Below are 22,014 nucleotides of genomic sequence, written 5' to 3'. Positions count from 1 at the left end.
CAAATGAATTGTGAAATTATCCATTTCTCTCGGCGATATATTGCGATATACTGTTGATATTCGTTCGAATCGCATCGATTCGTACTCTATCCATTGGGATAGAAGAAATCCGAGGGGGATAATTAAATGTATTTGCATGGAACGAGCAAAATCAATGCCAAAGGGCATTTGGAAATCGGCGGTGTCGACACAACCGATCTGGCGAAGGAGTTCGGTACGCCGCTATATATCGTTGACGAAGCGCTTGTGCGCCAGCGCGCATCCGAATACGTGGAGGCGTTCAAAGCTTCCGGCCTGAAATTCCAGGTTGCTTATGCGAGCAAAGCGTTCAGCGTTATGGCAATGTGCGCGATTGCTGAGCAGGAAGGACTCTCCCTTGACGTCGTATCCGACGGCGAGCTGTATACGGCTCTGCAAGCCGGCTTCCCGGTTGAGCGTATTCACTTTCACGGCAACAACAAAACGCCTGACGAGATCAACATGGCGCTTGAAGCGGGCATTGGCTGCTTCGTTGTCGACAACTTTGTCGAGCTGCACCTTCTCAACGCACTGGCTGCGGAAAAAGGTCTGACTGTTAAGATCCTGCTCCGTATTACGCCAGGTGTAGAGGCGCATACACATGAATACATTTCGACGGGACAACAGGATTCCAAGTTCGGCTTTGACCTTGCGAACGGCGCAGCTAAGAAAGCGATTCAAGAAGCGCTTTCTCTTGCCAATCTTGAAGTGCTTGGCGTTCACTCCCATATCGGATCGCAAATTTTCGAAGTGGACGGCTTCCGTATGGCTGTAAACAAAGTTTCGCAGTTTGCAGTTGAGATCCGCAATGAACTGGGCCTGACTTTCCAAGTTGTCAACCTTGGCGGCGGCTTTGGCATCCGTTATGTGGAAGGCGACACGCCGCTTCCAATTGCCCAATATGTTGGCGCAATTACCGATGCCATCATCACGAACTTCACGGCTGCAGAATTCCCGCTTCCTGAAATTTGGGTCGAGCCGGGCCGCAGCATGGTTGGCGACGCCGGCACGACGCTGTACACAGTCGGCACAGCGAAGGAAATTCCTGGCGTGCGCAAATATATCGCCGTTGACGGCGGGATGACAGACAATCCGCGTCCGGCACTGTACCAATCCGTATATGAAGCGATACTGGCGAACCGCGCTAACGAAGCGAATGAAGAGACTGTAACGGTTGCAGGCAAAGCTTGCGAGAGCGGTGACAAGCTGATTATTGATCTGGAGCTGCCGAAAGCAAATATCGGCGACCTGCTCGCTGTATTCTGCACAGGCGCATACAACTATGCGATGGCGAGCAACTACAACCGTATCCGCCGTCCGGCTGTCGTATTCGTTAAAGACGGGCAAGCTGACCTGGCTGTTCAACGCGAATCACTCGACAACATTGTCGTTAACGACGTTATTCCTGCACGCCTTCGCAAAGCAGAACTTGCGAAGTAAGGGCGAAATTTGGTAACGTAGAGTTATTCGATGCAGAAAGGTTGATGTTTACACATGGCAAAACAAGCAAAAATCACATTAGAAAACGGCGCAGAGGTCGTAATCGACCTGTTTGATCAAGACGCTCCCAACACAGTAGCTAACTTCGAGAAGCTGGCTAACGATGGTTTCTATAACGGTCTCGTATTCCACCGTGTTATTCCGGGCTTTGTCGCGCAAGGCGGCTGCCCTAACGGTACTGGTACTGGCGGCCCTGGCTACCAAATCAACTGCGAGATCAACCCGAATAAGCATGAGCGCGGAAGCCTTGCAATGGCGCATGCCGGCCGTAACACTGGCGGCAGCCAGTTCTACATCGGTTACCAGCCGCAACCGCACCTGGACGGCCAACATACCGTTTTCGGCAAAGTAAGCAAAGGCATGGAGCATGTAGATGCATTCAAAGGCCGCGATAAAATGCAAAAAGTTGAAGTGTACGAAGTTTAATTCACTTTAACAAATGTTTAAATAAGACTGTGACGTGAGGGGACAACCCTTGCGTTGCAGTTTTTTTGTTAGCAACTAAACTTTCGAGAGATGAAAAACCTTGCAATTTCATTTTTACAGTGGTAACATTTCATCAATGTAATCGTTCTTGTTGCAGTTTGACTTTTACGCTGCAGAAAGGCATGATTTTAACATTAGCAGTATCAATTTAAAAAATAGCAGTTTTCCTTCGGGGTCGGGTGAAAGTCCCAACCGGCGGTGATCGGGCGATGCGGGCATTTGAGGTCAACCTCTATGCGGCGGCGCTCGTCAGTCCGTGACCCGGGCTGTACCAGATTGGAGCGCTAGCGCGCACACTGGCACGGAACGGTGGACCTGGTGCAAATCCGGGACCGACAGTAAAGTCTGGATGGGAGAAGGAGATCTGATTCGCATGCATATCCATACATGCTTATTTGCTTGTGCCGGTTTTCACAAGTGACATAGGTTTGTTTGAATTGATCTATTCGTTATGCAATCGAAGCAGTCTCATCACCTGTCACCCCGTTTGGCGAACTCAGCCGATTGGGGTGTTTTTGCGTTCATGGAAGTTTTGAATGATTCTTACTATATGGGCCTAGCGCTTGAGCTTGCGGCCAAAGCGGCGGGACAGACCGGCATTAATCCGGTTGTTGGCTGCGTAGTTGTGAAAGAAGGACGAATCATCGGGGTAGGCATGCATCTGAAGCGGGGAACCGGGCATGCCGAGGTGCACGCCCTGCAGATGGCGGGTGACGAGGCAGAGGGAGCAACTGTCTATGTGACGCTGGAGCCTTGCAGCCATTTCGGCAAAACGCCTCCATGCTGCGAGCGGATTATTGCCGCCAAAGCAGCCCGCGTCGTCGTTGCCGCTACAGACCCTAACCCGCAGGTAGCAGGCCGCGGACTGGAAAGGCTGCGGGAATCGGGAATTGAAGTGACGGTGGGCTTGCTGGAGGAGAAATCTCGTTCGATGAACGAGAAATTCAACAAGTACATTACGACAAAGCTGCCTTTCGTCACGTTGAAGACGGCGAGCACGCTGGACGGAAAGATCGCTTCCCGTACTGGCGACAGCCGCTGGATCACCGGCGCTGCAGCCCGGGAGCAGGTTCATACGCTGCGCCATCAGCATGAAGCGATTATGGTCGGCATCGGAACGGTGCTTGCTGACGATCCGATGCTGACGACAAGGGCGGAGGTGCCGGCGATTCATCCGGTACGCATCATCGTCGACAGCAAGCTGAGACTTCCATTGGACGCTAGAGTGGTTACCGACCGTTCGGCACGAACTCTTGTGCTGACGACAGAAGGAGCGGATCAAGCTAAAGGAGCTGCGCTTGAAGAGGCTGGAGTAGAGCTTGTAAGAGCTGGCGAAGGCGAGCATGTTGATTTGAAGGAAGCGATGAGAAAGCTAGGCGAAGCGGAAATCGGCTCGATCCTGCTAGAGGGCGGAGGCAAGCTGAACGGCGCGATGCTGGAAGCGGGACTTATCGACAAAATCATGATCTATATGGCAGCCAAAATTATCGGCGGTCTGCAAGCTCCGGGAACCTTTACGTTCGACGGCTTCGAGAAAATGGCGCAAGCCATCGAGCTGGAACGTGTAGCAGTGGAGATGGCAGGCGAAGATATATGTATTGCCGGTTATCCGGCGTACAGTCAACACTAGTTAGGAGGGCTGCCCATGTTTACGGGGCTTATCGAGGAAGTCGGCACGATGCGTCAGGCGTCGAAGCGGGGCGAAGCGATGGTGCTGACGATAGAGGCTTCCATCGTAACAGACGGCGTGGCTCTGGGCGACAGTATATCGGTTAACGGCGTATGTCTGACTGTGACGGAATATGCCAAAGGCTCTTTTACGGCAGATGTTATGCCGGAAACGTACCGCAAATCGAATCTGGACCGCCTTCGTCCCGGGCAGGCTGTCAATTTAGAACGGGCAATGCTTGCGGGCGGCCGCTTTGGCGGACATATCGTGCAAGGGCATGTGGACGGAACCGGTATTATAACGGGCCGGGAGCCTTATGCTAATGCCGTCGTGTTCACGATCCGGCTGGCGGACAGCGACCTGCTGCGCTATATCATTCCGAAGGGCTCCGTCACCATTGACGGCATCAGCCTGACGGTCATTGACGCCGGGAAGGATGGCTTCTCGGTTTCCATCATTCCGCATACGCTTAAGGAGACGGCGCTTCTCGGCAAAAAGCCGGGAGAGACAGTCAATATCGAATGCGACGTTATCGGCAAATATGTCGATCATCTGCTTCATTTCGGCAGAGGCGATTCGCATGGGGCCGCATCTCCGACCAAAAGCGGAAACGGAAAACTGACGGCTGCTTTTTTAAGCGAAAACGGATTTATATAAGAGAGACGGGTTGCAGAAGATAGAGGGACGAGGAGGGATGCAGAATGAGCCGACAAGAAGAAGGGCTGCAAGAAGGCTTGTTTGATACGATTGAAGCAGCATTAAAGGACCTGCTGGACGGTAAGCCTGTTATCGTTGTAGATGATGAAGATCGCGAGAATGAGGGCGATCTGATCGCCTTAGGCGAGAAAGCGACACCGGAAGTTATCAACTTTATGATCACGGAAGCAAGAGGGCTTGTATGTGTGCCGCTGACACAGGAACGCGCCGAACTGCTCGATCTGCCGCCGATGGTTGCTCAAAATACGGATTATCACGGCACGGCCTTTACGGTATCGGTCGATCATATTTCGACAACGACGGGAATCTCGGCATTTGAACGGTCGGAGACGGTTAAATCGCTGCTTAATCCGGAGACGAAAGCTGGCGACTACCGGAAGCCGGGACATATTTTCCCGCTTATTGCGAAGGATGGCGGAGTACTCAGAAGAGCTGGACATACAGAAGCTGCAATCGATTTGGCGAAGCTTTGCAATTCCGAGCCGGTAGGCGTCATCTGTGAAATTATTAACGAAGACGGCACGATGGCTAGAATGCCTCAGCTTGCCGCGTTTAAAGAAAAGCATGGCCTGAAGCTCATTACGATTCAAGGGCTGATTGAGTATCGCAATGAAACAGAAAAGCTTGTGGAGCGTGCAGTTGAAGTAAACCTGCCGACCGATTTCGGCGTATTCCGCGCAGTCGCTTTCACGAATGAGTTAGACGGTAAAGAGCATGTTGCGCTCGTGAAGGGCGAAATCGATAGTTCGAAGCCTGTACTCGTCCGTGTACACTCGGAATGCTTGACCGGAGACGTCTTTCATTCACACCGCTGTGATTGCGGTCCGCAGCTGGACGCAGCTCTGAAGCAAATCGATGCAGAAGGCTCGGGCGTGCTGCTTTATATGCGCCAGGAAGGCCGGGGAATTGGCTTGATCAATAAGCTTAAGGCTTATGCGCTTCAGGAGCAGGGACTCGATACAGTCGATGCGAACTTGAAGCTTGGTTTTGCGCCTGATTTGCGGGATTATGGTATCGGTGCACAAATACTAAAGGATCTCGGCGTGCGCAAAATGCGATTGCTGACGAATAATCCTCGCAAGATCAAAGGGCTTGAGGGCTACGGACTCGAGGTTGTAGAGCGGGTGCCGATTCAGATGGAAGCCAATGAGAGCAACAACGGCTACTTGCGCACCAAGCAATCCAAGCTGGGGCATCTGCTTCGTTTTGAAGGGCAAGAACAGCAATAACGGGTTAACACTACAATAAAAGTGATTAATAGGAGGAAATTAATTATGCCGCATGTTTATGAGGGACATTTAGTATCGGAAGGTTTGAAGTTTGGAGTTGTAGTAGGCAGATTCAATGAGTTTATTTCCAGCAAGCTGCTGAGCGGAGCGCTTGACGCATTCAAGCGCCACGGCGCACAAGACAGCGATGTCGAGGTTGCTTGGGTACCGGGAGCTTTCGAAATTCCGGTGATCGCGCAAAAAATGGCGGAGAGCGGCAAGTACGATGCCGTTATAACGCTTGGCGCTGTTATCAGAGGATCAACACCGCATTTCGATTTCGTCTGCAATGAAGCGGCGAAAGGTGTAGCGGCGATTGCGCTGAAGACTGGTGTACCGACAATTTTCGGCGTGCTGACAGTCGATTCTATCGAGCAAGCGATCGAGCGCGCGGGGACAAAAGCCGGCAATAAAGGCTATGAAGCAGCAGCATCTGCAATTGAGATGGCAAATTTAACGAAAATGCTGCATAATTAAGGGATAGACGATTGCCGGGAGGAAATACGAAGTGACAGTGCTTTACAAGCTTGAATCATTCGAAGGGCCGCTCGATTTGCTGCTGCATCTCATCGACAAGGCTGAGATTGATATCCATGAAATATCGATCAGCGAAATTACCGATCAATACATGGAATATTTGCATGCAATGAAAGAGCTGGAGCTGGACGTGACGAGCGAATTTCTTGTGATGGCAGCCACGCTGCTGTCGATGAAGAGCAAGCAGCTGCTGCCGAAGCCTCCCGTATTTGAGGATGAATATGAAGATTGGCAGGATGACGGACTTGATCCGCGCGATGAGCTGATCCAGAAGCTCGTGGAGTACCGGAAGTTCAAGCAGATTGCCGAACAGCTCCGGGAGAAGGAGCTGGAGCGGAGCCTCGTCTATTCACGCGAGCCTGACGATATGACGCCCTACCTGAAGAAGGAGGACGTGAATCCGCTTGAAGGGCTTCACGTCTCTGATATTGTCGCCGCGTTCCAGCGGGCGATGCGCAGAGCGGCACGCCGCAATATCGTAGCGACTGTTCAAAGGGATGAAATATCGGTCAAGGACCGCATTCGCGATATCGTTGAGGTGCTGCGCCAGTTTGAGACGGTGCGATTCTCGAAGCTTATCCGTGAGAATATGGACAAGCATGAGGTGGTCGTTACGTTTCTAGCCATTCTGGAGCTGATGAAAATGAAACATATTCGCTGCTTCCAGCACACTTTATTCGAAGATATCGTCATTCATTGGAGAGGGGAAGCTGCGGACAGTGGATTATCCGAAATTGAAGTCGATTATTGAGGGCTTGCTCTTTATGGCCGGCGACGAGGGATTGAACAAGCGCCAGTTGGCCGATATTATGCAGCTGGACGCCGATTTGGCAGCCGATCTCGTGTACGAGCTTCACCGGGATTTGGCAAGAGAAGAGCGGGGCATTCAAGTCGCGGAAGTTGCCGGTTCCTATCGGCTTACGACGCACCCGGATCATGCCGCTTATTTCGAACGGATGGCTTACACGCCTACCCGTTCCCAGCTGTCGCAAGCCGCGCTGGAGACGCTGTCAATTGTAGCTTACAGACAGCCGCTTACGCGCATCGACATCGAAGAGATTCGGGGCGTTAAGAGCGACAGAGCGATCCAGTCGCTCGTATCCAAAGATTTAATTGAAGAAGTAGGACGGGCAGAGGCGATTGGACGGCCGATTCTTTACGGAACGACGAAATCATTTTTAGATTATTTCGGCCTGCCAAGCATTAAGTCATTGCCCGAACCGAAACAGGTGGACATGGAAGAGGCGCTGGAAGAGCAAACGCAAATGCTGTTCGAGCGTCTAGGCGAGAGACAGACGACGATTGATGAATTTATACCGATTACCGGAAACAAGCCCGCTGAATAAAGCGGGCTTGTTTTTTATCATACTAAGATAAATCCAATTTCGGAAAACGGAGGAAGCATGGATGTACGGTTCCCTTTACGGCTGGATTGCGGCGGCCGTTCTTTTTTTGCTGATCCTCTTAACGATTGTGTACGTTTCTCCAATCGTGATCCACGGGCATTTCCGGAAGACAGGCAGCAATGACGATATCGAATTTGATGTAAAAGGTTTGTTTGGACTGGTCAGCTATCAAATGCATATCCCGACTGTAGAGTTCTATGGACGTGTGTTCAAGCTGCATCAAGAAATGACGGGCAGCGGAGCGGGAATGGTCAGCAAGCAGGAAAAGGATGACGAAGTAGGAATCGAGCGGATTATGAAAAGCATAGAAACATTTAAGCAAATCGTCCAATTGACGCGCCACTTGCCAAGCTGGGTGAAGCAGACGTTAAGCAAGGTGCAGCTGAAGCAATGGTACTGGTCGACAGAGATCGGCGTCGGTGATGCAATGTGGACAGCGATGGCGACAGGAGGCGTGTGGTCGGTCAAAACGACGATGCTTGGCGTTATGTCGCAATTGCTTAGATTGAAGACAGATCCGCAGCTGCAGGTTCAGCCAAACTACAGTAAAGCTTCATTTTCGACGGAATGGTCCTGTACGGCGCAAATCCGCTTTGGCCATGCCATCGTGGCAGGCATCCATTTGCTTAGAAGTGCGAAAAAGTCAAAAGGCGGTATGAAGGAGTGGCAGAATATATTGTCCAAAGCTTAAACGCAAACGTACATACTCCGTCCCAAACTGTGCACAATACAAAAAGCGTAGGTAAGTCCTTATCCTATAAGCGCAAAGAGGAGGCTTCAACAACATGGCTGCTGAACATCCAATTCAAGGCTTGATGCAAACAGCAATGGAAAACATTAAGGAAATGGTGGACGTAAATACGATTGTTGGCGATCCGGTACAGACGCCGGACGGCAGCATTATTATGCCAATATCCAAGGTTGGCTTCGGTTTTGTCGCCGGCGGCAGCGATATCCGTATGGACGGCTCCGAAGGCGCGTCTCACTCGGACGGGCATAACCATAATGCTTCTGTTTCCCTTCCTTTTGGCGGGGGCAGCGGCGGCGGTGTTTCCATTACGCCAATCGCTTTTCTTGTCGTAGGCACGCAAGGCGTCAGAGTCGTTCCGCTGGACAATCAAACGCATTTGCTGGAGCGTATTATCGATTCTGCGCCGCAGGTATTCGATAAAGTTCAATCGATGATGAAGTCGCCATCCCGGTCCCATGATTATATATCGGACGGAAGCGACACCCTTATCTGAATGAGGGAATGACTGCCCGTAAGGGCAGTTTTTCATTTCAAGATCGCGGCAAAGTCTGTTTTCGCCCCATAATGCATATAGATGTACAAGACTCTTAATTTTGCACCCGAGAAATGACAACGAAAGGAGCTGCAATACGATGTTGCGAAGACAGCTGCGGCGGCTGCCCATCTTATTTCTTGCAGCGCTGCTTGCCGGGACAAGCTTTCAGAAGACGGCAAACGCTGAGATCAAACCGCTCAAGACAAATGCCAAGGCTTCCGCTTTGATAGACGTCAATTCAGGGAGACTGCTCTACAGCGAAGAAGGAGATAAGCAAATGCGCATTGCCAGCTTAACCAAAATTATGACGGCGATCGTTGCGATCGAGCATGGCAAGCTGTCAGACACGGTTAAGACCAGCAAACGCGCAGCGCACCGGGAAGGCTCTTCGATTTATTTGGAGCTGGGGGAAGAAATGACGCTGCTTAATATGCTGTACGGGCTCATGCTTCGTTCAGGCAATGATGCAGCGACAGCGATTTCTGAGCATGTCGGCGGTTCGGAGGAAGGCTTCGTGCTGCTGATGAATGAGAAGGCCCAAATGCTGGGATTGGAAAATAGCCAGTTCAAAAATCCTCATGGGCTGGATGAGGACGGGCACTATTCGTCTGCTAACGATTTGGCCAAGCTGACGGCGTATGCGCTGCGTAATCCGGTATTCGCCGAGATCGTCAGCACGAAGGTGAAGACGGCACCGAATCCGCATGAAAATTGGCAATACAGCTGGAAGAACAAAAATAAAATGCTGACTATGTACGAAGGTGCTGACGGGGTCAAAACCGGATATACCAAGCTAAGTTTTCGGTGTCTGGTCAGCTCCGCAACACGCAACGGACAGCAGCTTGCCGCAGTAACGATTAATGATGGCGATGATTGGAATGATCATCGGGCGATGCTCGATTGGGGGTTTAACTATTACCCTCTGATGGAAATCGCCAGCAAAGGGCAAGAATTGGCTGGCTATCCGTATATAATCGGTCAAACCTTTAAATATCCGCTGGCTGAAAATGAAACGCTGCAATCTAAACTGGTTGTCGAGGATACGAGTTCAACACGCTTTGCGTTAGGGGAACGGGGCGCTATTGAATGGTATCTGAATGGGGGTAAGGTCGCGGCGATTCCGATTTACGAGAACGGCAGCAGACGTCTTCATTTGCCGGAAAAGCAGCCGATGACCAAATCGGCGCTTGCGGATTATAAGAAAGCGCAATACAGCAGCAACGGGAAACCAGCATTTATTCAATCGCTGGCGTCTGTCGTTAACGCATTATTTGGCTAATCGGGGGAGGCGGCCACATTGGTAAACTGGATATGGTTGTTTTTTATTGTAGTAAGCGTAATAGCGGCGGCGGCGAACGGTCAGATCGACGCCGTTACGCAAGCTGCGTTCGATGGCGCCAAGTCGGGCGTCACGGTAAGTTTTGGGCTTATCAGCATTATGGTGTTTTGGCTGGGCATGATGCGTATTGCCGACGATGCAGGGTTGCTTAAGAAGCTGGCACGGCTGCTCAGCCCTGTCGTCCGGCTGCTTTTTCCGGATGTACCGAAAAATCATCCCGCTTTAGGCTACATTATGAGTAATTTGAGCGCCAACTTATTTGGACTTGGCAATGCGGCTACGCCGATGGGAATCAAGGCCATGCAGGAGCTGCAGAAGTTGAACCCGGATCCTCAGACCGCCACGCCTGCCATGTGCACGCTTCTGGCGCTTAATACATCCAGTATAACGCTCATCCCGACCACGTTAATTGCGATCCGGATGAATTACGGCTCTGCCAACCCGACTGAAATTGTCGGTACAACGCTTGCTGCTACGATTATCGCTACCGGAGCGGCGATTGCCGCCGACCGCTGGTACCGCAGCCGCAGTAAATCGGCACCGCCGCCTTCCATAAATAAAAAGAAGACAAAGCTGGACAAGAAGCATGCTGCACCGCATCCGGCAGCCGATAGTCTGTCCGCCGCCTCGCCGGGAGGTGGAACAATTGCTTGAGCTCTTTACACGGGCCTCTTCATGGCTAATTCCTGCTATTATCGTATTCATTCCTTTATATGCGGCTTTCCGCAAGGTTCCCGTGTACGAAACCTTTGTAGAGGGAGCCAAAGACGGCTTCGGTACGGCGATTAATATTATTCCTCATCTGGTTGGCATGATGGTTGCCATCAGCATGTTTCGCGCATCTGGCGCGATGGATATGATGCTGGGAGCCGTTCAGCCTCTGTTCGACTGGCTGCATGTTCCTAGCGAAATATTGCCGCTCGGCATTCTTAGGCCGCTGACTGGGGCGGGATCACTTGCTTTTACAGCAGATCTTATTCAGACGCATGGTCCCGATTCCATGATCGGCCGCATCGCTTCTACGATCCAAGGAAGCACGGATACTACACTTTATGTATTGACCGTATACTTCGGAGCGATTGGCATCCGAAAATCGAGATATGCTCTCAAAGTCGGCCTTTTTTCCGATCTTGTCGGATTTATTGCGGCAATTGTGATTTGCTTGTACATATTTGGTTAACGGTGCTTGTGCTTTGCTCTCCATATCGGTATGATGGAGTTTGAGGTGAAAGCATTGGAACGTTTACAAAAAATATTAGCGCAAGCGGGCATCGCATCCCGGCGCAAATGCGAAGAAATGATTTTGGCGGGCCAGGTGGAAGTGAATGGAGAGAAAGTAACGACCCTTGGCGTCAAAGCGGATTCGGCAACTGATATGATTACCGTTAATGGCAAGCCGATCCGAAGCGAGAAAAAAGTTTATTTGATGCTCAATAAACCTAAAGGTGTCATCACAAGCGCAAAGGATCCGCAAGGGCGCAAAGTGGTGGCTGATTTTTTGCCCGGCATTAAAGAGAGAGTCTATCCGGTAGGGCGGCTCGATTATGATACGGAAGGGCTTCTGCTGCTTACGAATGACGGCGAATTCGCCAATCTGCTGACGCATCCGAGCCATCATGTACCGAAGACGTATTATGCAACGGTAGAAGGCGTACCGCATGGTTCTCTGCTTGACCAGCTGAAGAAGGGTGTAATGCTTGAAGACGGCATGACGGCACCTGCTGAAGCGGAATATCAGGACGTTGATCCTGAAGGAAAGCAGTCCACAATCCGGATTACGATCTATGAGGGGCGCAACCGTCAGGTACGCCGGATGTTTGATGCGATCAAGCACCCTGTTATCCGGCTGCGGAGGGTGAAATTCGGAGATCTGGGCCTCAATAACATGGCTCGCGGGCAGTTCCGGCACTTGACTCCGGTAGAAGTGAAAGAGCTGCGGGAAGCGGCGCGCAAGACACACAAAATTCATAAATAGTAAACGGCGGCAACGGTAATTGCCGCCCAATTTTCGTTATAATGGAACTATTCAAATTGCAAAGCTGACAAAGAATGAAATGCAGGTGAAGGCAAGATGGGCAAGTACCGAAGACCCGTTCAAATCGTTATTTTGCTTGCCGTATTAATAGTCGGAGGTTATGCGATCGGCACAAGCCTGTTCGCAGCCAAAGAGGACGGCATACCGAAGGTCGGCGGAACGCCGCCGGACTTTACGCTTGTCGATTTGCAAGGCAACACGCATCAATTGTCGGACTACAAGGGCAAAGCTGTCGTCATCAATTTCTGGGGCACCTTTTGTCCGCCATGCGTAAAGGAGATGCCGGAGTTCGAGCGCCAATTCGCCAAATGGAAGGACGAGGGTCTGGAAATATTGGCCATCAACTTGAGCGAGGATACGCTGACGGTTAACAATTTCGTCCGCCGCTTCGAGCTGAACTATCCCATCTTAAGAGATATCAACAAGAAGACGGAACGCAGCTACGGGCTAAGGTCGTATCCAACGACATTTTTCGTGAAGCCTGACGGAAAGATCATGGAGATCAAGGTCGGCGGCATGACGGAACAGGATATTGATGAGCGGGTTATCGAGCTGCTGAAGTATTAGGAGGTTTCACAGGTGTTATCGCTACATAACACGAAATGCGAATGCGGGCATCAGAATGCTGTAGGCACGGTGCTCTGCGAAAGCTGCGGCAAGCCTCTGATGGAGAATGCCGAATCGGATACACCTCTTGAGATGCGTTATGACGGGGTTGCCCGCCGATCGCAGAAGAGCAATCCAAGCATCATCGACCGGGTCTGGAATTTCTTCTCCTCGGTCAAAATCGCCGTTTATTTAATTGTATTGACGCTCGTCTCTGCAACTCTTGGAACGATCTACCCGCAAGAGGATTCGTTCTTGAACAATTTCGAGCCGTCCACCTACTATAAGGAGCAATACGGCATTCCTGGCCAGATTTATTATAAGCTCGGATTGTCGCATACTTATGAATCCTGGTGGTTCATTACGCTGCTCGTAATGATCGGAACCTCGCTCGTCATTTGCAGTCTCGACCGTGTCCTGCCGCTGTACCGTGCGCTTAGCAAGCAGCAGGTCCGCAAGCATCTGCGGTTCATCAATCGTCAAAAGACGGTGTATGCCGCTCAAATTGACGGCAGTGCAGAAGAGTGGGTGCAAAGCTTCGGCAATAAGCTAAAGCGTAAGCGCTACCGGATCTACTCGGACGGGACGGCGCTGCTGGCAGAGAAAAACCGTTTCAGCAGATGGGGACCTTACATTAACCATATCGGCCTAATCCTATTTCTGCTGGCTATTCTGGCAAGAGGGATTCCCGGCTGGCAGATGGACAGTTATGTAACGATACCCGACGGCGATATCGTTCATATCGATGGTACGAATTATTATGTGAAGAACGAGAAGTTTACAGTGACCTATTACTCCGATGACGAGCTGCCGGAGGAGCTGCAAGGAAAAGCCCGCGCCAAGCTTTATGAGACGAAAGCGGTGCTTTACACCTGCGAAAGCCAGTGCGGAGATCTATCAGCCAAGCCTGAATTGCGTGAGGTTGAACGGCATGATATTGTGGTCAACAGTCCGCTTCAGTATAATGGCTTGAAGCTCTATCAGTTCGATTATGACGTAACGCCAAAGCTGAAAGGAGTCAAGCCGGTACTGATTAATAAAGCAACTGGCGAGACGTATGGACCTTTCGATTTGCCGATGAAGGATGCGCCGCTCGAGTATGATCTGGGCGCCTATCATTTGAAGCTGGTGGCGAACTACATGGAGTTCGCGGTAGGGGACGACGGCGAGCCGGTAACACTCAGCCGCGAGCCTAATGCCCCAGCCTTTATATTCCTGATTACCGGACCGGGCTTGCCTGAGAAGGGACAGCCTTATATGTACTTCCCGATGCAGAAGGATAAGGAAAAGTTCGGTCAGGATCAATTGAACGCCTCGATCGCGGACAAGCTGGAGATCAAAGTGCAGGGCATGGAAAATGTAGATTTCTCAGAAGCTTCCACGTATTTGAACGTCCGTATGGATAAAGCTCTGCCGTACGTATGGATCGGCGCGGCGATTTCTATGATTGGATTGCTGATGGGTTCGTACTGGCAGCACCGGCGCATTTGGCTCCGCATTGACGAGGGCCAGTTGTCTCTCGGCGCACATACGAACAAAAACTGGTATGGGATGCGCGCGGATGTCGCGGCAGCACTTCGCCAGCAAGGCATTACTGTAGATCCAAAGTCGCTTGATAACGGAGGGAACAACGCGTGAGTTTAATCGATTTCAGCAGTGATGCGTTTGTCGCTGCATTCTTCCTATACTGCTTTGCATTTCTGTTCTACGTTATTGCAATTGCAGGCAAGAAATGGAGCAATCGCGACCCTGAGAAGCACGAGAAAAAATGGGGGCGCATCGCCTTTATCACTTCCTCGCTTGGTCTGGTTGGCCATTTAACCTTTTTCTTTACCCGTTGGATCGGAAGCAAGCAAATTCCAACGAGCAATATGTATGAATTCATTACGTTTCTAGGCATGGCCATTATGATCGCATTCACGATCGTCTATGCGATTTATAAAAAACCGCTGCTCGGGATGTTCGCTTTGCCTTTGACCGTTATCGTCATCGCTTATGCGGCGGTGTTCCCGCAAGAGGTTCAGCCGCTTATTCCTGCGCTTGACAGCATTTGGCTGAAGATTCACGTTACGACCGCAGCGCTCGGCGAAGCGTTCTTCGCAGTCGGCTTTGCGGCTGGCCTCATGTATCTGCTTCGCGTCATTGATTTTACCGACAAGTCGAAGAAAGCGAAACGCGGGCAGTTCTGGGTAGAGTTTTCTCTTTATACGATTATTGTCGTCGTCGGTTTCGTCGTTGCGGTATTCGCATTCCGGGGAATGGGCTATGAAGCGCATTTTGTCCAGGAAAAGTCGATCATTGACAGCAAGGGCGTTGAATCGACGAAGAAGGAGACTGTAGACTATACGCTCCCTCCGATCGTGAAGCCTTACAACAGCCAAGCTGAATCGGTGGATTCCTTTTTAGGAATGGATAAGGCCGTATTTGAAGCACCCTATTGGATGAACGGCGTGAATGCCGGACGCAAGCTGAATACGGTAATCTGGTCTGTCATTGCGGGTTCGATTCTTTACGGTCTGCTTCGTCTGGCTTTCCGCAAGCCGCTTGCAGCTGTCATCCATCCGCTGATGGACGGCATTGACCCGGAAGATTTGGATGAAATCAGCTATCGCGCTATTGCAATAGGATTCCCGATCTTTACTCTAGGCGCTCTCATCTTTGCAATGATATGGGCCGAGAAAGCGTGGGGCAGGTTCTGGGGCTGGGATCCGAAAGAGGTCTGGGCGCTCATCTCCTGGCTGTATTACAGTGCCTATTTGCACTTCAGACTGTCTCGCGGCTGGCAGGGGAAACGCTCCTCGTGGCTGGCGGTTATCGGCTTCGTCGTTATTTTGTTCACACTGATTGGCGTTAACCTTATTATTGCAGGCTTGCATTCCTATGCAGGCGTATAGAACTTACAACGAAAACTTACAACTAACTTGAGAAGAATGGAAAGGAGCATTCCACTATGTCCGACTTTGCCAGCCGTATTCTGGTCGTTGATGATGAGGAACGGATTCGCCGCCTGTTGAAAATGTATTTGGAGAAAGAAGGCTATGTCATTGATGAAGCGGAGGACGGAGAAACAGCGCTGCGCCTCGCGACAGCAACGGACTACGCCCTCATCCTGCTTGACGTCATGCTTCCGGGCATTGACGGCGTGGAGGTATGCTCCAGACTGCGCCAAGTAAAAGCGACTCCAGTCATTATGCTCACCGCAAAAGGCGAGGAGATGAACCGGGTCCAAGGCTTTGAAGTAGGCGCTGATGATTACGTTGTGAAGCCGTTCAGTCCTAGAGAAGTCATCTACCGGGTGAAGGCGATACTGCGCCGCTCGTCGGCTACCGCTTTCTTGACGAAGGAGATCAACTCCAGCAATAATATCGTGTTCCCGCATCTCGTTATCGAGCATGATGCGCACCGGGTAACAGCTGGGGGCCAGGAAGTAAGCCTGACGCCGAAGGAATACGAGCTGCTCCATTATTTGGCAGTATCGCCTGACAAAGTGTTCTCGCGTGAAGAGCTGCTGAAGGATGTCTGGAACTATGAATTTTTCGGCGATCTTCGTACGGTAGATACTCATGTTAAAAGACTTCGCGAGAAACTGAACAAGGTGTCGGCGGATGCAGCTTCGATGATTACGACGGTATGGGGCGTCGGCTATAAGCTTGAGGTTCCGAAGTAATGGGTTTTTTCCGTAAAAGCTGGCTGGGCAATTTGCTGCATAGCGTCGTAGGCAAGCTGTGGGGGACGATTATGCTGCTCGTTGCCCTTGTCCTCATTATCCTTGGCGTGTTCCTTCTGCAATATATCGATATTGCGTTTGTGGAGGATCAGCGGAAAATTAAAGTTGTGTTTATCGTGGTCGGCATTATCGGCTTTCTATTGTCGACCTTCTTTGCCTTCTTCCTATCTTCCAAAATCCAGCAGCCGCTCCTTCAATTGAAGAAGGCTGCTGATTCCATTTCGCAGGGTGATTACCGGACCCGCGTGAACATCGTATCCTCTGATGAAATCGGCCAGCTTGCCAATACGTTTAACCATATGACAGGCCAGCTCGATAAGCTGATCCATGACTTGAGCCATGAGAAGGAGCATTTGTCAAGCATACTGCGTTCGATGGGGGATGCGGTTATTACCTTTGACGCAGAGGGGAAAGTGATCCTGACCAACCCGCCTGGACAAATGCTGCTCGGCAGATGGTCCGATATCGAACGCTCCTGGCATGATGATATGGAAGACGGCGAATTTGCCGATGTGCCGGGGCCGCTCAGGGATACGTTCCAGACCGTGCTTCAAGAAGGCCGGGACACTGCACACAAGGTTCAAGTCCATAACAACGTCTGGTCTGTAGCGATGGCGCCATTGAAGACAGACGGCATTAGCCGGGGCGCAGTTGCTGTAATCCGGAACGTGACCGAGGAGCATAAGCTGGAGAAGCTGCGCCGGGATTTCGTGGCCAACGTATCGCATGAGATTCGAACACCGCTGTCTATGCTTCAAGGCTATAGCGAAGCGCTGCTGGACGACATCGTCGCAACGCCAGAGGAGCGGAAGGAGCTTGTTCAAGTCATCTATGACGAATCGCTGCGTATGGGCAGGCTCGTTAATGACTTCCTCGACATGGCGAGGATGGAAGCCGGTCATGTCGAGCTCAATCTGCAGCAGGTCGATTTGCGGCAAATTGTAAAACGGGTTCACCGTAAATTCCAGGTGTACGCGAAGGAGAGAGACGTTTCCCTCGTTGCCGGATTACCGGAACAGCCGCTTGCTGTCATGGGCGCGGACGAAGACCGGATCGAGCAAGTAATGACCAACCTGCTGGACAACGCATTGCGTCACACACCTCCAGGCAAGTCGATTACGATCTCAGGTGAACAGGCGGATATTAACGGACTCGGTTATGTGCTGCTGAAGGTGAAGGATGAAGGACAGGGCATTCCAAGCGAAGACGTGCCTTATATATTTGAGAGGTTCTACAAGGCGGATAAAGCCCGGAAACGCGGTTCATCGGGCGGCACAGGCTTGGGGCTGGCCATTGTTAAGAACATTATTACGCAGCATCACGGCCGCATAGAGGTAGACAGCGTCCTTGGGAAAGGTACGACCTTTACGCTGCTGCTGCCTGTCGAAATTAGACAATAGCTGTCATGGCGCTCCTTGCGAGGAGCGCTTTTTTGTTGAAACGACAGAAATAATCTTGTTGCTCGTGGAACAAACCCTCCGGAAATGTGACAGATCGACGCATGATTGGAACGTAAAAAGACATCGCTCGCATAGGCTAGCTTATTGCAAGCTTGGCCCATGCGAGCGATGTCTCGTCATGCCATCTATTCAAATCTTAATTATTTCAGCGTAATTTCTTTCGCCGAGTTCAGGTCAGACAAGGATACCAATTGCTCCAGAATCGCTTTGTCAGCGCCTTTATCGACGGTCAGAACCATGATAGCGGATCCGCCGACAAGCTGGCGGCCTACTTGCATCGTCGCGATGTTCACATCATTCGTGCCCAGCAGCGTGCCAACGCGGCCGATAATGCCCGGTTTGTCGTTGTGCGAGATCAGAATCAGGTTGCCTTCCGGTGTAACGTCTACAGGGAACTTGTCGATCTGTACGATACGCGGACCGTAGCCAGTCAGCAAAGTGCCTGCTGCATTGCGTTCTTCTTTTTTCGTGCGAAGCGATACGGACACAAGGTTCGTAAAGTCTTTCGCAACATGCGATTTATTAACAGTGATGTTAACGTCACGTTCTTTCGCCAAATGCATGGAATTGACGACGTTGACATTCTCGGCGCCCAGATGATGCGACAGCACGCCTTTCACAATGTAACGGGTCAGCGGCTGCGTATCAACCTCAGCAAGCTCACCGGAGTAGCCAACTGTAATTTCTTGAACAGCGCCATCCGTAATTTGAGCGACGAAGTTGCCCAGTTTCTCGCCTAATGCATAGTAAGGCTGAAGCTGGCTTGCAAGGTTCGCTGGGATCGGAGGCATGTTGACAGCGTTGCTGAACGGCTCGTCACGCAGAATGTGAAGCACTTGCTCCGATACGTCGATCGCTACATTTTCTTGAGCTTCAACGGTCGAAGCGCCAAGATGCGGAGTCACGATGATCTTCGGATGTGTCAGGAACGGGTGGTCAGCAGCCGGCGGTTCAACCTCGAATACGTCGAACGCAGCGCCAGCAACAATACCATTGTCAACCGCTTCAACAAGCGCAAGCTCGTCGATGATGCCGCCGCGTGCACAGTTGACGATACGCATGCCTGGTTTCATAACTTCAAATTGTTTTTTGCCGATCATATGGCGCGTTTCAGCCGTCAGTGGCGTGTGCACCGTCATAAAGTCAGCATTCCGTACGATTTCATCTACAGTTGCAAGCTTGATGCCAAGCTTCTCTGCGCGTTCTTCTGTCATGAACGGGTCATAGCCCATAATTTCCATACCAAACGCTTTAGCGCGAAGCGCAACCTCGCTGCCGATACGTCCCATGCCCAGTACGCCGAGCACTTTGTTGCGGAGCTCTACGCCGAGGAAGGATTTACGATCCCAAACGCCGCTTACCGTTTTGGCATAAGCTTGCGGGATATGGCGGGCAACGGCCATAATCATGGCGAAAGTATGCTCGCAAGTTGTAATCGTGTTGCCGTCAGGGGCATTGATAACGATGATGCCGTACTGTGTCGCGGCTCCCAAATCGATATTGTCGACGCCAACGCCAGCACGTCCAACAACTTTCAATTTTTTGCCGGCTTCCATGATGCGTGGCGTAACGCGCGTCTGGCTGCGAACGAGCAGGGCGTCATATTCACCAATAATGGCGACGAGCTCATCTTCGCTTAGACCGGGTTTTTTGTCGACAGTGACATCCGCTGCTTCAACAAGCTGTTGAATGCCTAAATCGCTGATCGGATCGGATACAAGAACTTTAAACATATGCAGATTGCCTCCTAAACGTTTTGCATGAATTCAAATTAATTTCATATGAAAGGCGAGAAAACAAAAAATCCCGTCTCTGCACGAAAATGTGAGAGCCGGACAAAAAGGTTCGCCTTAAATAACCGTCATAGTTCGACCTAAATCGTTATGGACAACCTTTTCTATTTTATAGCAATAGGGCGTTCAATTGCAATGCTCAACTTGCTCAAAAATGAAATTTTCGTTATGATTCAACCATTATACCTCCCTAAAATGAAAGGAAGTGACGAAATGAATGAATGGCAAGATATAAGCGCAGGCGAGCTGTTGAAGCTTATGGATGAAGGCAAGCTGCAGCAGGAGCAGGTAATCGATGTGCGCGAGCTTCATGAATGGGAATATTATCATTTGGAATCGTCGCTTCTCATTCCGATGAACACAATACCGCATCGCCTTGGCGAGCTGGATGATGACAAGCCTCTATATATCGTATGTGCACACGGTGTGCGAAGCGCTGCCGTATGCCGCTACTTGCAAGAACAAGGCTACGGCAGTCTCCATAATGTTGAGGGAGGAATGGCTGCCATAGCCTTGCTTCAGGGATTTCAGTATGATTAAGCTTTATTCGGCTTCAGCATAAAAGAAAGGCAGCTGCGGGAGCGTCTCTTTCTCATATTGCGCTGCTTTGCTGGCCGTAAAGTCGCCGCTGCGAACCGCTTTGGTATTGACCATAAGCTCTGCAATTGCCGAGATGGAGCGAACCTTCATCTCAGATTGCTGACCTGTTTGAATGAATTCGTCCACACGGCTGGTCAAGTCTTGCGGATAAAAGGCTGCCAGCTGATTTCTCTTCTGCAGATGATCGGCCATCAGCTTGTTTTTAACGATTAACGGAAGCTTCTTCCATTGATTGATCTCCATGATGTTCGGAGAAGTGAAATCACGAGGGATGTCCGGATTAACCGTAGCGCCCCATTTCAGCATTGCGTTAAAATAAGCTTGCTGGGCGTCGAGCGTGCTATTTACCGCCTTTTGGTAGGAAGTTTCTTTTTCGATAGCATCAATAAGCGGTTTGTTTTTTAATGTTTTCGCATGGACGGCTGCTTTGCCGGCAGCTTGCTCGAATTGTTCCAGGCTGCGAATCATGCTGGCTTGCGCTTGTCCAAGCAGCGGTGATTTTTGCATATCAAAGGAAGAAACTTCCTTGCTTTTCCGATTTGCGAGATCGCCCAGCCCTTTGAAAATAGCGACGGGTTCACTCAACTGGCCTTGCTGCAATTTGTTGATGGATTTGATCCATTCCGTTTGAAATTCACGGTAAGGCAAAAATACGGTATGATAGAATGATACAAGGTCTTGCTGTTGATAAGGAACCGCATTTTCATTGGACTGGCTTTTCAACTGTTTCATCTCATACTTGGTTTCGGCTTTGTCCGTTCCGATCTTCAATCCGAAGAAGAAGGCGCCGGCAGCGAAAGCGACCATAAATACGAAGCCAACGCTGAAAAACATAGCGGTTCTAGTTAATCTTTTCTCCATCACAAATCTCCTTCTATGTAATAAATGGATGCTGTCGTTTGTGCCCTACCAGTATAGGCGAAATGATCATAAAAGGAAATATGAACCTTCAAGACAGGCGGGAAGACATGAAAAAATTCGACATCCGTAAAATACGCGTGCGCAAGGTGAGCGTAGATGAGCTTGACGACCGTATGCTGCTCATCAATTTGTACATGACCCAGGCACTTACTCTTATTATCGGTTTGATCTGGGTATTATTTCAGCGTCAGAACATAATTCATTTATTTCATATTCCGCAAAACCTTCAATTTGTATGGTGGGGACTAGGTTTGGCAGGGGCTGTAGTCGCAGTTGACCTGTTAATCTCAAGATGGGTGCCTGAGGAAGCGGGCGATGACGGCGGCGTTAACGACCGGATCTTCCGATTGCGACCTGTCTGGCATATCGCCGTAATATCTTTTATAGTTGCTGTCTGTGAGGAAATGCTGTTTCGCGGAGCCATTCAGCATTCAATAGGGGCCTATTGGACTAGTATTGTGTTCGCAGCAATCCATGTCCGGTACCTAAAGCACTGGATACCAACGGGACTTGTCTTTTCGATCAGCTATGGGTTAGGCTGGATTTATACTATGACGGACACTTTATGGGCGCCAATTATTGCGCATTTTATGATCGATTTCATAATGGGGCTCATTATTCGTTTCAGGAGGGAGCAAGAATAGCA

General features: G+C 50.6%; 23 protein-coding genes and 1 riboswitch. Of the genes, 21 read left to right on the top strand and 2 right to left on the bottom strand.

Annotation, left to right across the window (positions count from 1 at the left end; all coding sequences use genetic code 11):
- Positions 1 to 126 precede the first annotated feature (126 nt).
- From lysA to ACFVVF_RS06460, 19 genes are all read left to right on the top strand, one after another.
- Positions 127 to 1,458, top strand: a complete 1,332-nt coding sequence (lysA, locus tag ACFVVF_RS06550) for a diaminopimelate decarboxylase (RefSeq protein ID WP_387806515.1) — start codon at positions 127 to 129, stop codon at positions 1,456 to 1,458.
- 54 nt (positions 1,459 to 1,512) lie between these two features.
- Complete coding sequence (locus tag ACFVVF_RS06545) at positions 1,513 to 1,944, top strand: peptidylprolyl isomerase (protein ID WP_387806513.1); 432 nt, start codon at positions 1,513 to 1,515, stop codon at positions 1,942 to 1,944.
- Positions 1,945 to 2,165: 221 nt separating this feature from the next.
- Positions 2,166 to 2,369, top strand: a riboswitch (FMN riboswitch).
- Positions 2,370 to 2,527: 158 nt separating this feature from the next.
- Entirely contained in the window at positions 2,528 to 3,634 is a 1,107-nt protein-coding gene (gene ribD, locus ACFVVF_RS06540; protein ID WP_387806511.1) for a bifunctional diaminohydroxyphosphoribosylaminopyrimidine deaminase/5-amino-6-(5-phosphoribosylamino)uracil reductase RibD, read from the top strand.
- Between the two features lie 15 nt (positions 3,635 to 3,649).
- Complete coding sequence (ribE, locus tag ACFVVF_RS06535) at positions 3,650 to 4,330, top strand: riboflavin synthase (RefSeq protein WP_387806510.1); 681 nt, start codon at positions 3,650 to 3,652, stop codon at positions 4,328 to 4,330.
- A gap of 44 nt (positions 4,331 to 4,374) precedes the next feature.
- The gene (locus tag ACFVVF_RS06530) at positions 4,375 to 5,619 is read left to right on the top strand and encodes a bifunctional 3,4-dihydroxy-2-butanone-4-phosphate synthase/GTP cyclohydrolase II (protein WP_387806508.1); all 1,245 of its coding nucleotides are present in this window, start codon (positions 4,375 to 4,377) and stop codon (positions 5,617 to 5,619) included.
- A gap of 45 nt (positions 5,620 to 5,664) precedes the next feature.
- Entirely contained in the window at positions 5,665 to 6,135 is a 471-nt protein-coding gene (gene ribH, locus ACFVVF_RS06525) for a 6,7-dimethyl-8-ribityllumazine synthase (RefSeq protein WP_387806506.1), read from the top strand.
- Positions 6,136 to 6,166: 31 nt separating this feature from the next.
- Entirely contained in the window at positions 6,167 to 6,946 is a 780-nt protein-coding gene (locus ACFVVF_RS06520; protein WP_387806505.1) for a segregation and condensation protein A, read from the top strand.
- Positions 6,915 to 7,541, top strand: a complete 627-nt coding sequence (gene scpB / locus ACFVVF_RS06515) for an SMC-Scp complex subunit ScpB (RefSeq protein WP_387806503.1) — start codon at positions 6,915 to 6,917, stop codon at positions 7,539 to 7,541. The genes ACFVVF_RS06520 and scpB overlap by 32 nt, the downstream gene beginning before the upstream one ends.
- Before the next feature lie 61 nt (positions 7,542 to 7,602).
- Positions 7,603 to 8,292, top strand: coding sequence for a DUF2953 domain-containing protein (locus ACFVVF_RS06510; RefSeq protein ID WP_387806502.1), 690 nt, complete (start codon positions 7,603 to 7,605; stop codon positions 8,290 to 8,292).
- A gap of 94 nt (positions 8,293 to 8,386) precedes the next feature.
- On the top strand, positions 8,387 to 8,845 hold the full coding sequence (gene ytfJ / locus ACFVVF_RS06505; protein ID WP_387806500.1) for a GerW family sporulation protein: 459 nt from the start codon (positions 8,387 to 8,389) through the stop codon (positions 8,843 to 8,845).
- A 139-nt stretch (positions 8,846 to 8,984) separates the two neighbouring features.
- Positions 8,985 to 10,166: a D-alanyl-D-alanine carboxypeptidase family protein gene (locus ACFVVF_RS06500; RefSeq protein ID WP_387806498.1), complete on the top strand. Its 1,182-nt coding sequence runs from the start codon at positions 8,985 to 8,987 to the stop codon at positions 10,164 to 10,166.
- A gap of 18 nt (positions 10,167 to 10,184) precedes the next feature.
- Positions 10,185 to 10,880, top strand: a complete 696-nt coding sequence (locus tag ACFVVF_RS06495) for a nucleoside recognition domain-containing protein (RefSeq protein ID WP_387806496.1) — start codon at positions 10,185 to 10,187, stop codon at positions 10,878 to 10,880.
- Positions 10,873 to 11,406 (top strand): spore maturation protein, encoded by a 534-nt coding sequence (locus ACFVVF_RS06490; protein WP_387806494.1) that lies wholly within the window; start codon positions 10,873 to 10,875, stop codon positions 11,404 to 11,406. Before ACFVVF_RS06495 ends, ACFVVF_RS06490 begins: the two co-directional genes overlap by 8 nt.
- A gap of 54 nt (positions 11,407 to 11,460) precedes the next feature.
- Positions 11,461 to 12,201 carry a pseudouridine synthase gene (locus ACFVVF_RS06485; protein ID WP_387806492.1) on the top strand — a complete coding sequence of 247 codons (741 nt, stop codon included), beginning with the start codon at positions 11,461 to 11,463 and terminating at the stop codon, positions 12,199 to 12,201.
- Positions 12,202 to 12,297: 96 nt separating this feature from the next.
- Complete coding sequence (resA, locus tag ACFVVF_RS06480) at positions 12,298 to 12,828, top strand: thiol-disulfide oxidoreductase ResA (RefSeq protein ID WP_387806491.1); 531 nt, start codon at positions 12,298 to 12,300, stop codon at positions 12,826 to 12,828.
- Between the two features lie 12 nt (positions 12,829 to 12,840).
- Positions 12,841 to 14,505: a cytochrome c biogenesis protein ResB gene (gene resB / locus ACFVVF_RS06475; protein WP_387806489.1), complete on the top strand. Its 1,665-nt coding sequence runs from the start codon at positions 12,841 to 12,843 to the stop codon at positions 14,503 to 14,505.
- A complete protein-coding gene (gene ccsA, locus ACFVVF_RS06470; RefSeq protein ID WP_387806487.1) occupies positions 14,502 to 15,761 on the top strand; it encodes a cytochrome c biogenesis protein CcsA in 1,260 nt (419 codons plus the stop codon). Before resB ends, ccsA begins: the two co-directional genes overlap by 4 nt.
- Positions 15,762 to 15,817: 56 nt before the next feature.
- Positions 15,818 to 16,534, top strand: coding sequence for a response regulator transcription factor (locus ACFVVF_RS06465; protein WP_188887603.1), 717 nt, complete (start codon positions 15,818 to 15,820; stop codon positions 16,532 to 16,534).
- Positions 16,534 to 17,994 carry an ATP-binding protein gene (locus ACFVVF_RS06460; RefSeq protein WP_387806485.1) on the top strand — a complete coding sequence of 487 codons (1,461 nt, stop codon included), beginning with the start codon at positions 16,534 to 16,536 and terminating at the stop codon, positions 17,992 to 17,994. Before ACFVVF_RS06465 ends, ACFVVF_RS06460 begins: the two co-directional genes overlap by 1 nt.
- A gap of 200 nt (positions 17,995 to 18,194) precedes the next feature.
- Here ACFVVF_RS06460 and serA read toward each other — a convergent pair whose 3' ends face one another.
- Positions 18,195 to 19,787 (bottom strand): phosphoglycerate dehydrogenase, encoded by a 1,593-nt coding sequence (gene serA / locus ACFVVF_RS06455; RefSeq protein WP_387806483.1) that lies wholly within the window; start codon positions 19,785 to 19,787, stop codon positions 18,195 to 18,197.
- A gap of 273 nt (positions 19,788 to 20,060) precedes the next feature.
- Here serA and ACFVVF_RS06450 point away from each other — a divergent pair, with 273 nt between their 5' ends.
- Positions 20,061 to 20,387 (top strand): rhodanese-like domain-containing protein, encoded by a 327-nt coding sequence (locus tag ACFVVF_RS06450; RefSeq protein ID WP_387806481.1) that lies wholly within the window; start codon positions 20,061 to 20,063, stop codon positions 20,385 to 20,387.
- A 3-nt stretch (positions 20,388 to 20,390) separates the two neighbouring features.
- On the opposite strand, the gene ACFVVF_RS06445 is transcribed toward ACFVVF_RS06450, so the two are convergent.
- Positions 20,391 to 21,308, bottom strand: a complete 918-nt coding sequence (locus ACFVVF_RS06445; RefSeq protein WP_387806479.1) for a hypothetical protein — start codon at positions 21,306 to 21,308, stop codon at positions 20,391 to 20,393.
- Positions 21,309 to 21,415: 107 nt separating this feature from the next.
- Between ACFVVF_RS06445 and ACFVVF_RS06440 the strand changes: the two genes are divergently transcribed.
- Positions 21,416 to 22,012 (top strand): CPBP family intramembrane glutamic endopeptidase, encoded by a 597-nt coding sequence (locus ACFVVF_RS06440; protein WP_387806477.1) that lies wholly within the window; start codon positions 21,416 to 21,418, stop codon positions 22,010 to 22,012.
- The last annotated feature ends 2 nt before the right edge of the window (positions 22,013 to 22,014 follow it).

Source organism: Paenibacillus sp. NPDC058174 (genome assembly GCF_042883865.1).
Classification (GTDB): Bacteria; Bacillota; Bacilli; order Paenibacillales; family Paenibacillaceae; genus Pristimantibacillus.
Note: the sequence above shows the minus strand (reverse complement) of the source record. Positions and strands in the feature narration are given on the sequence as shown.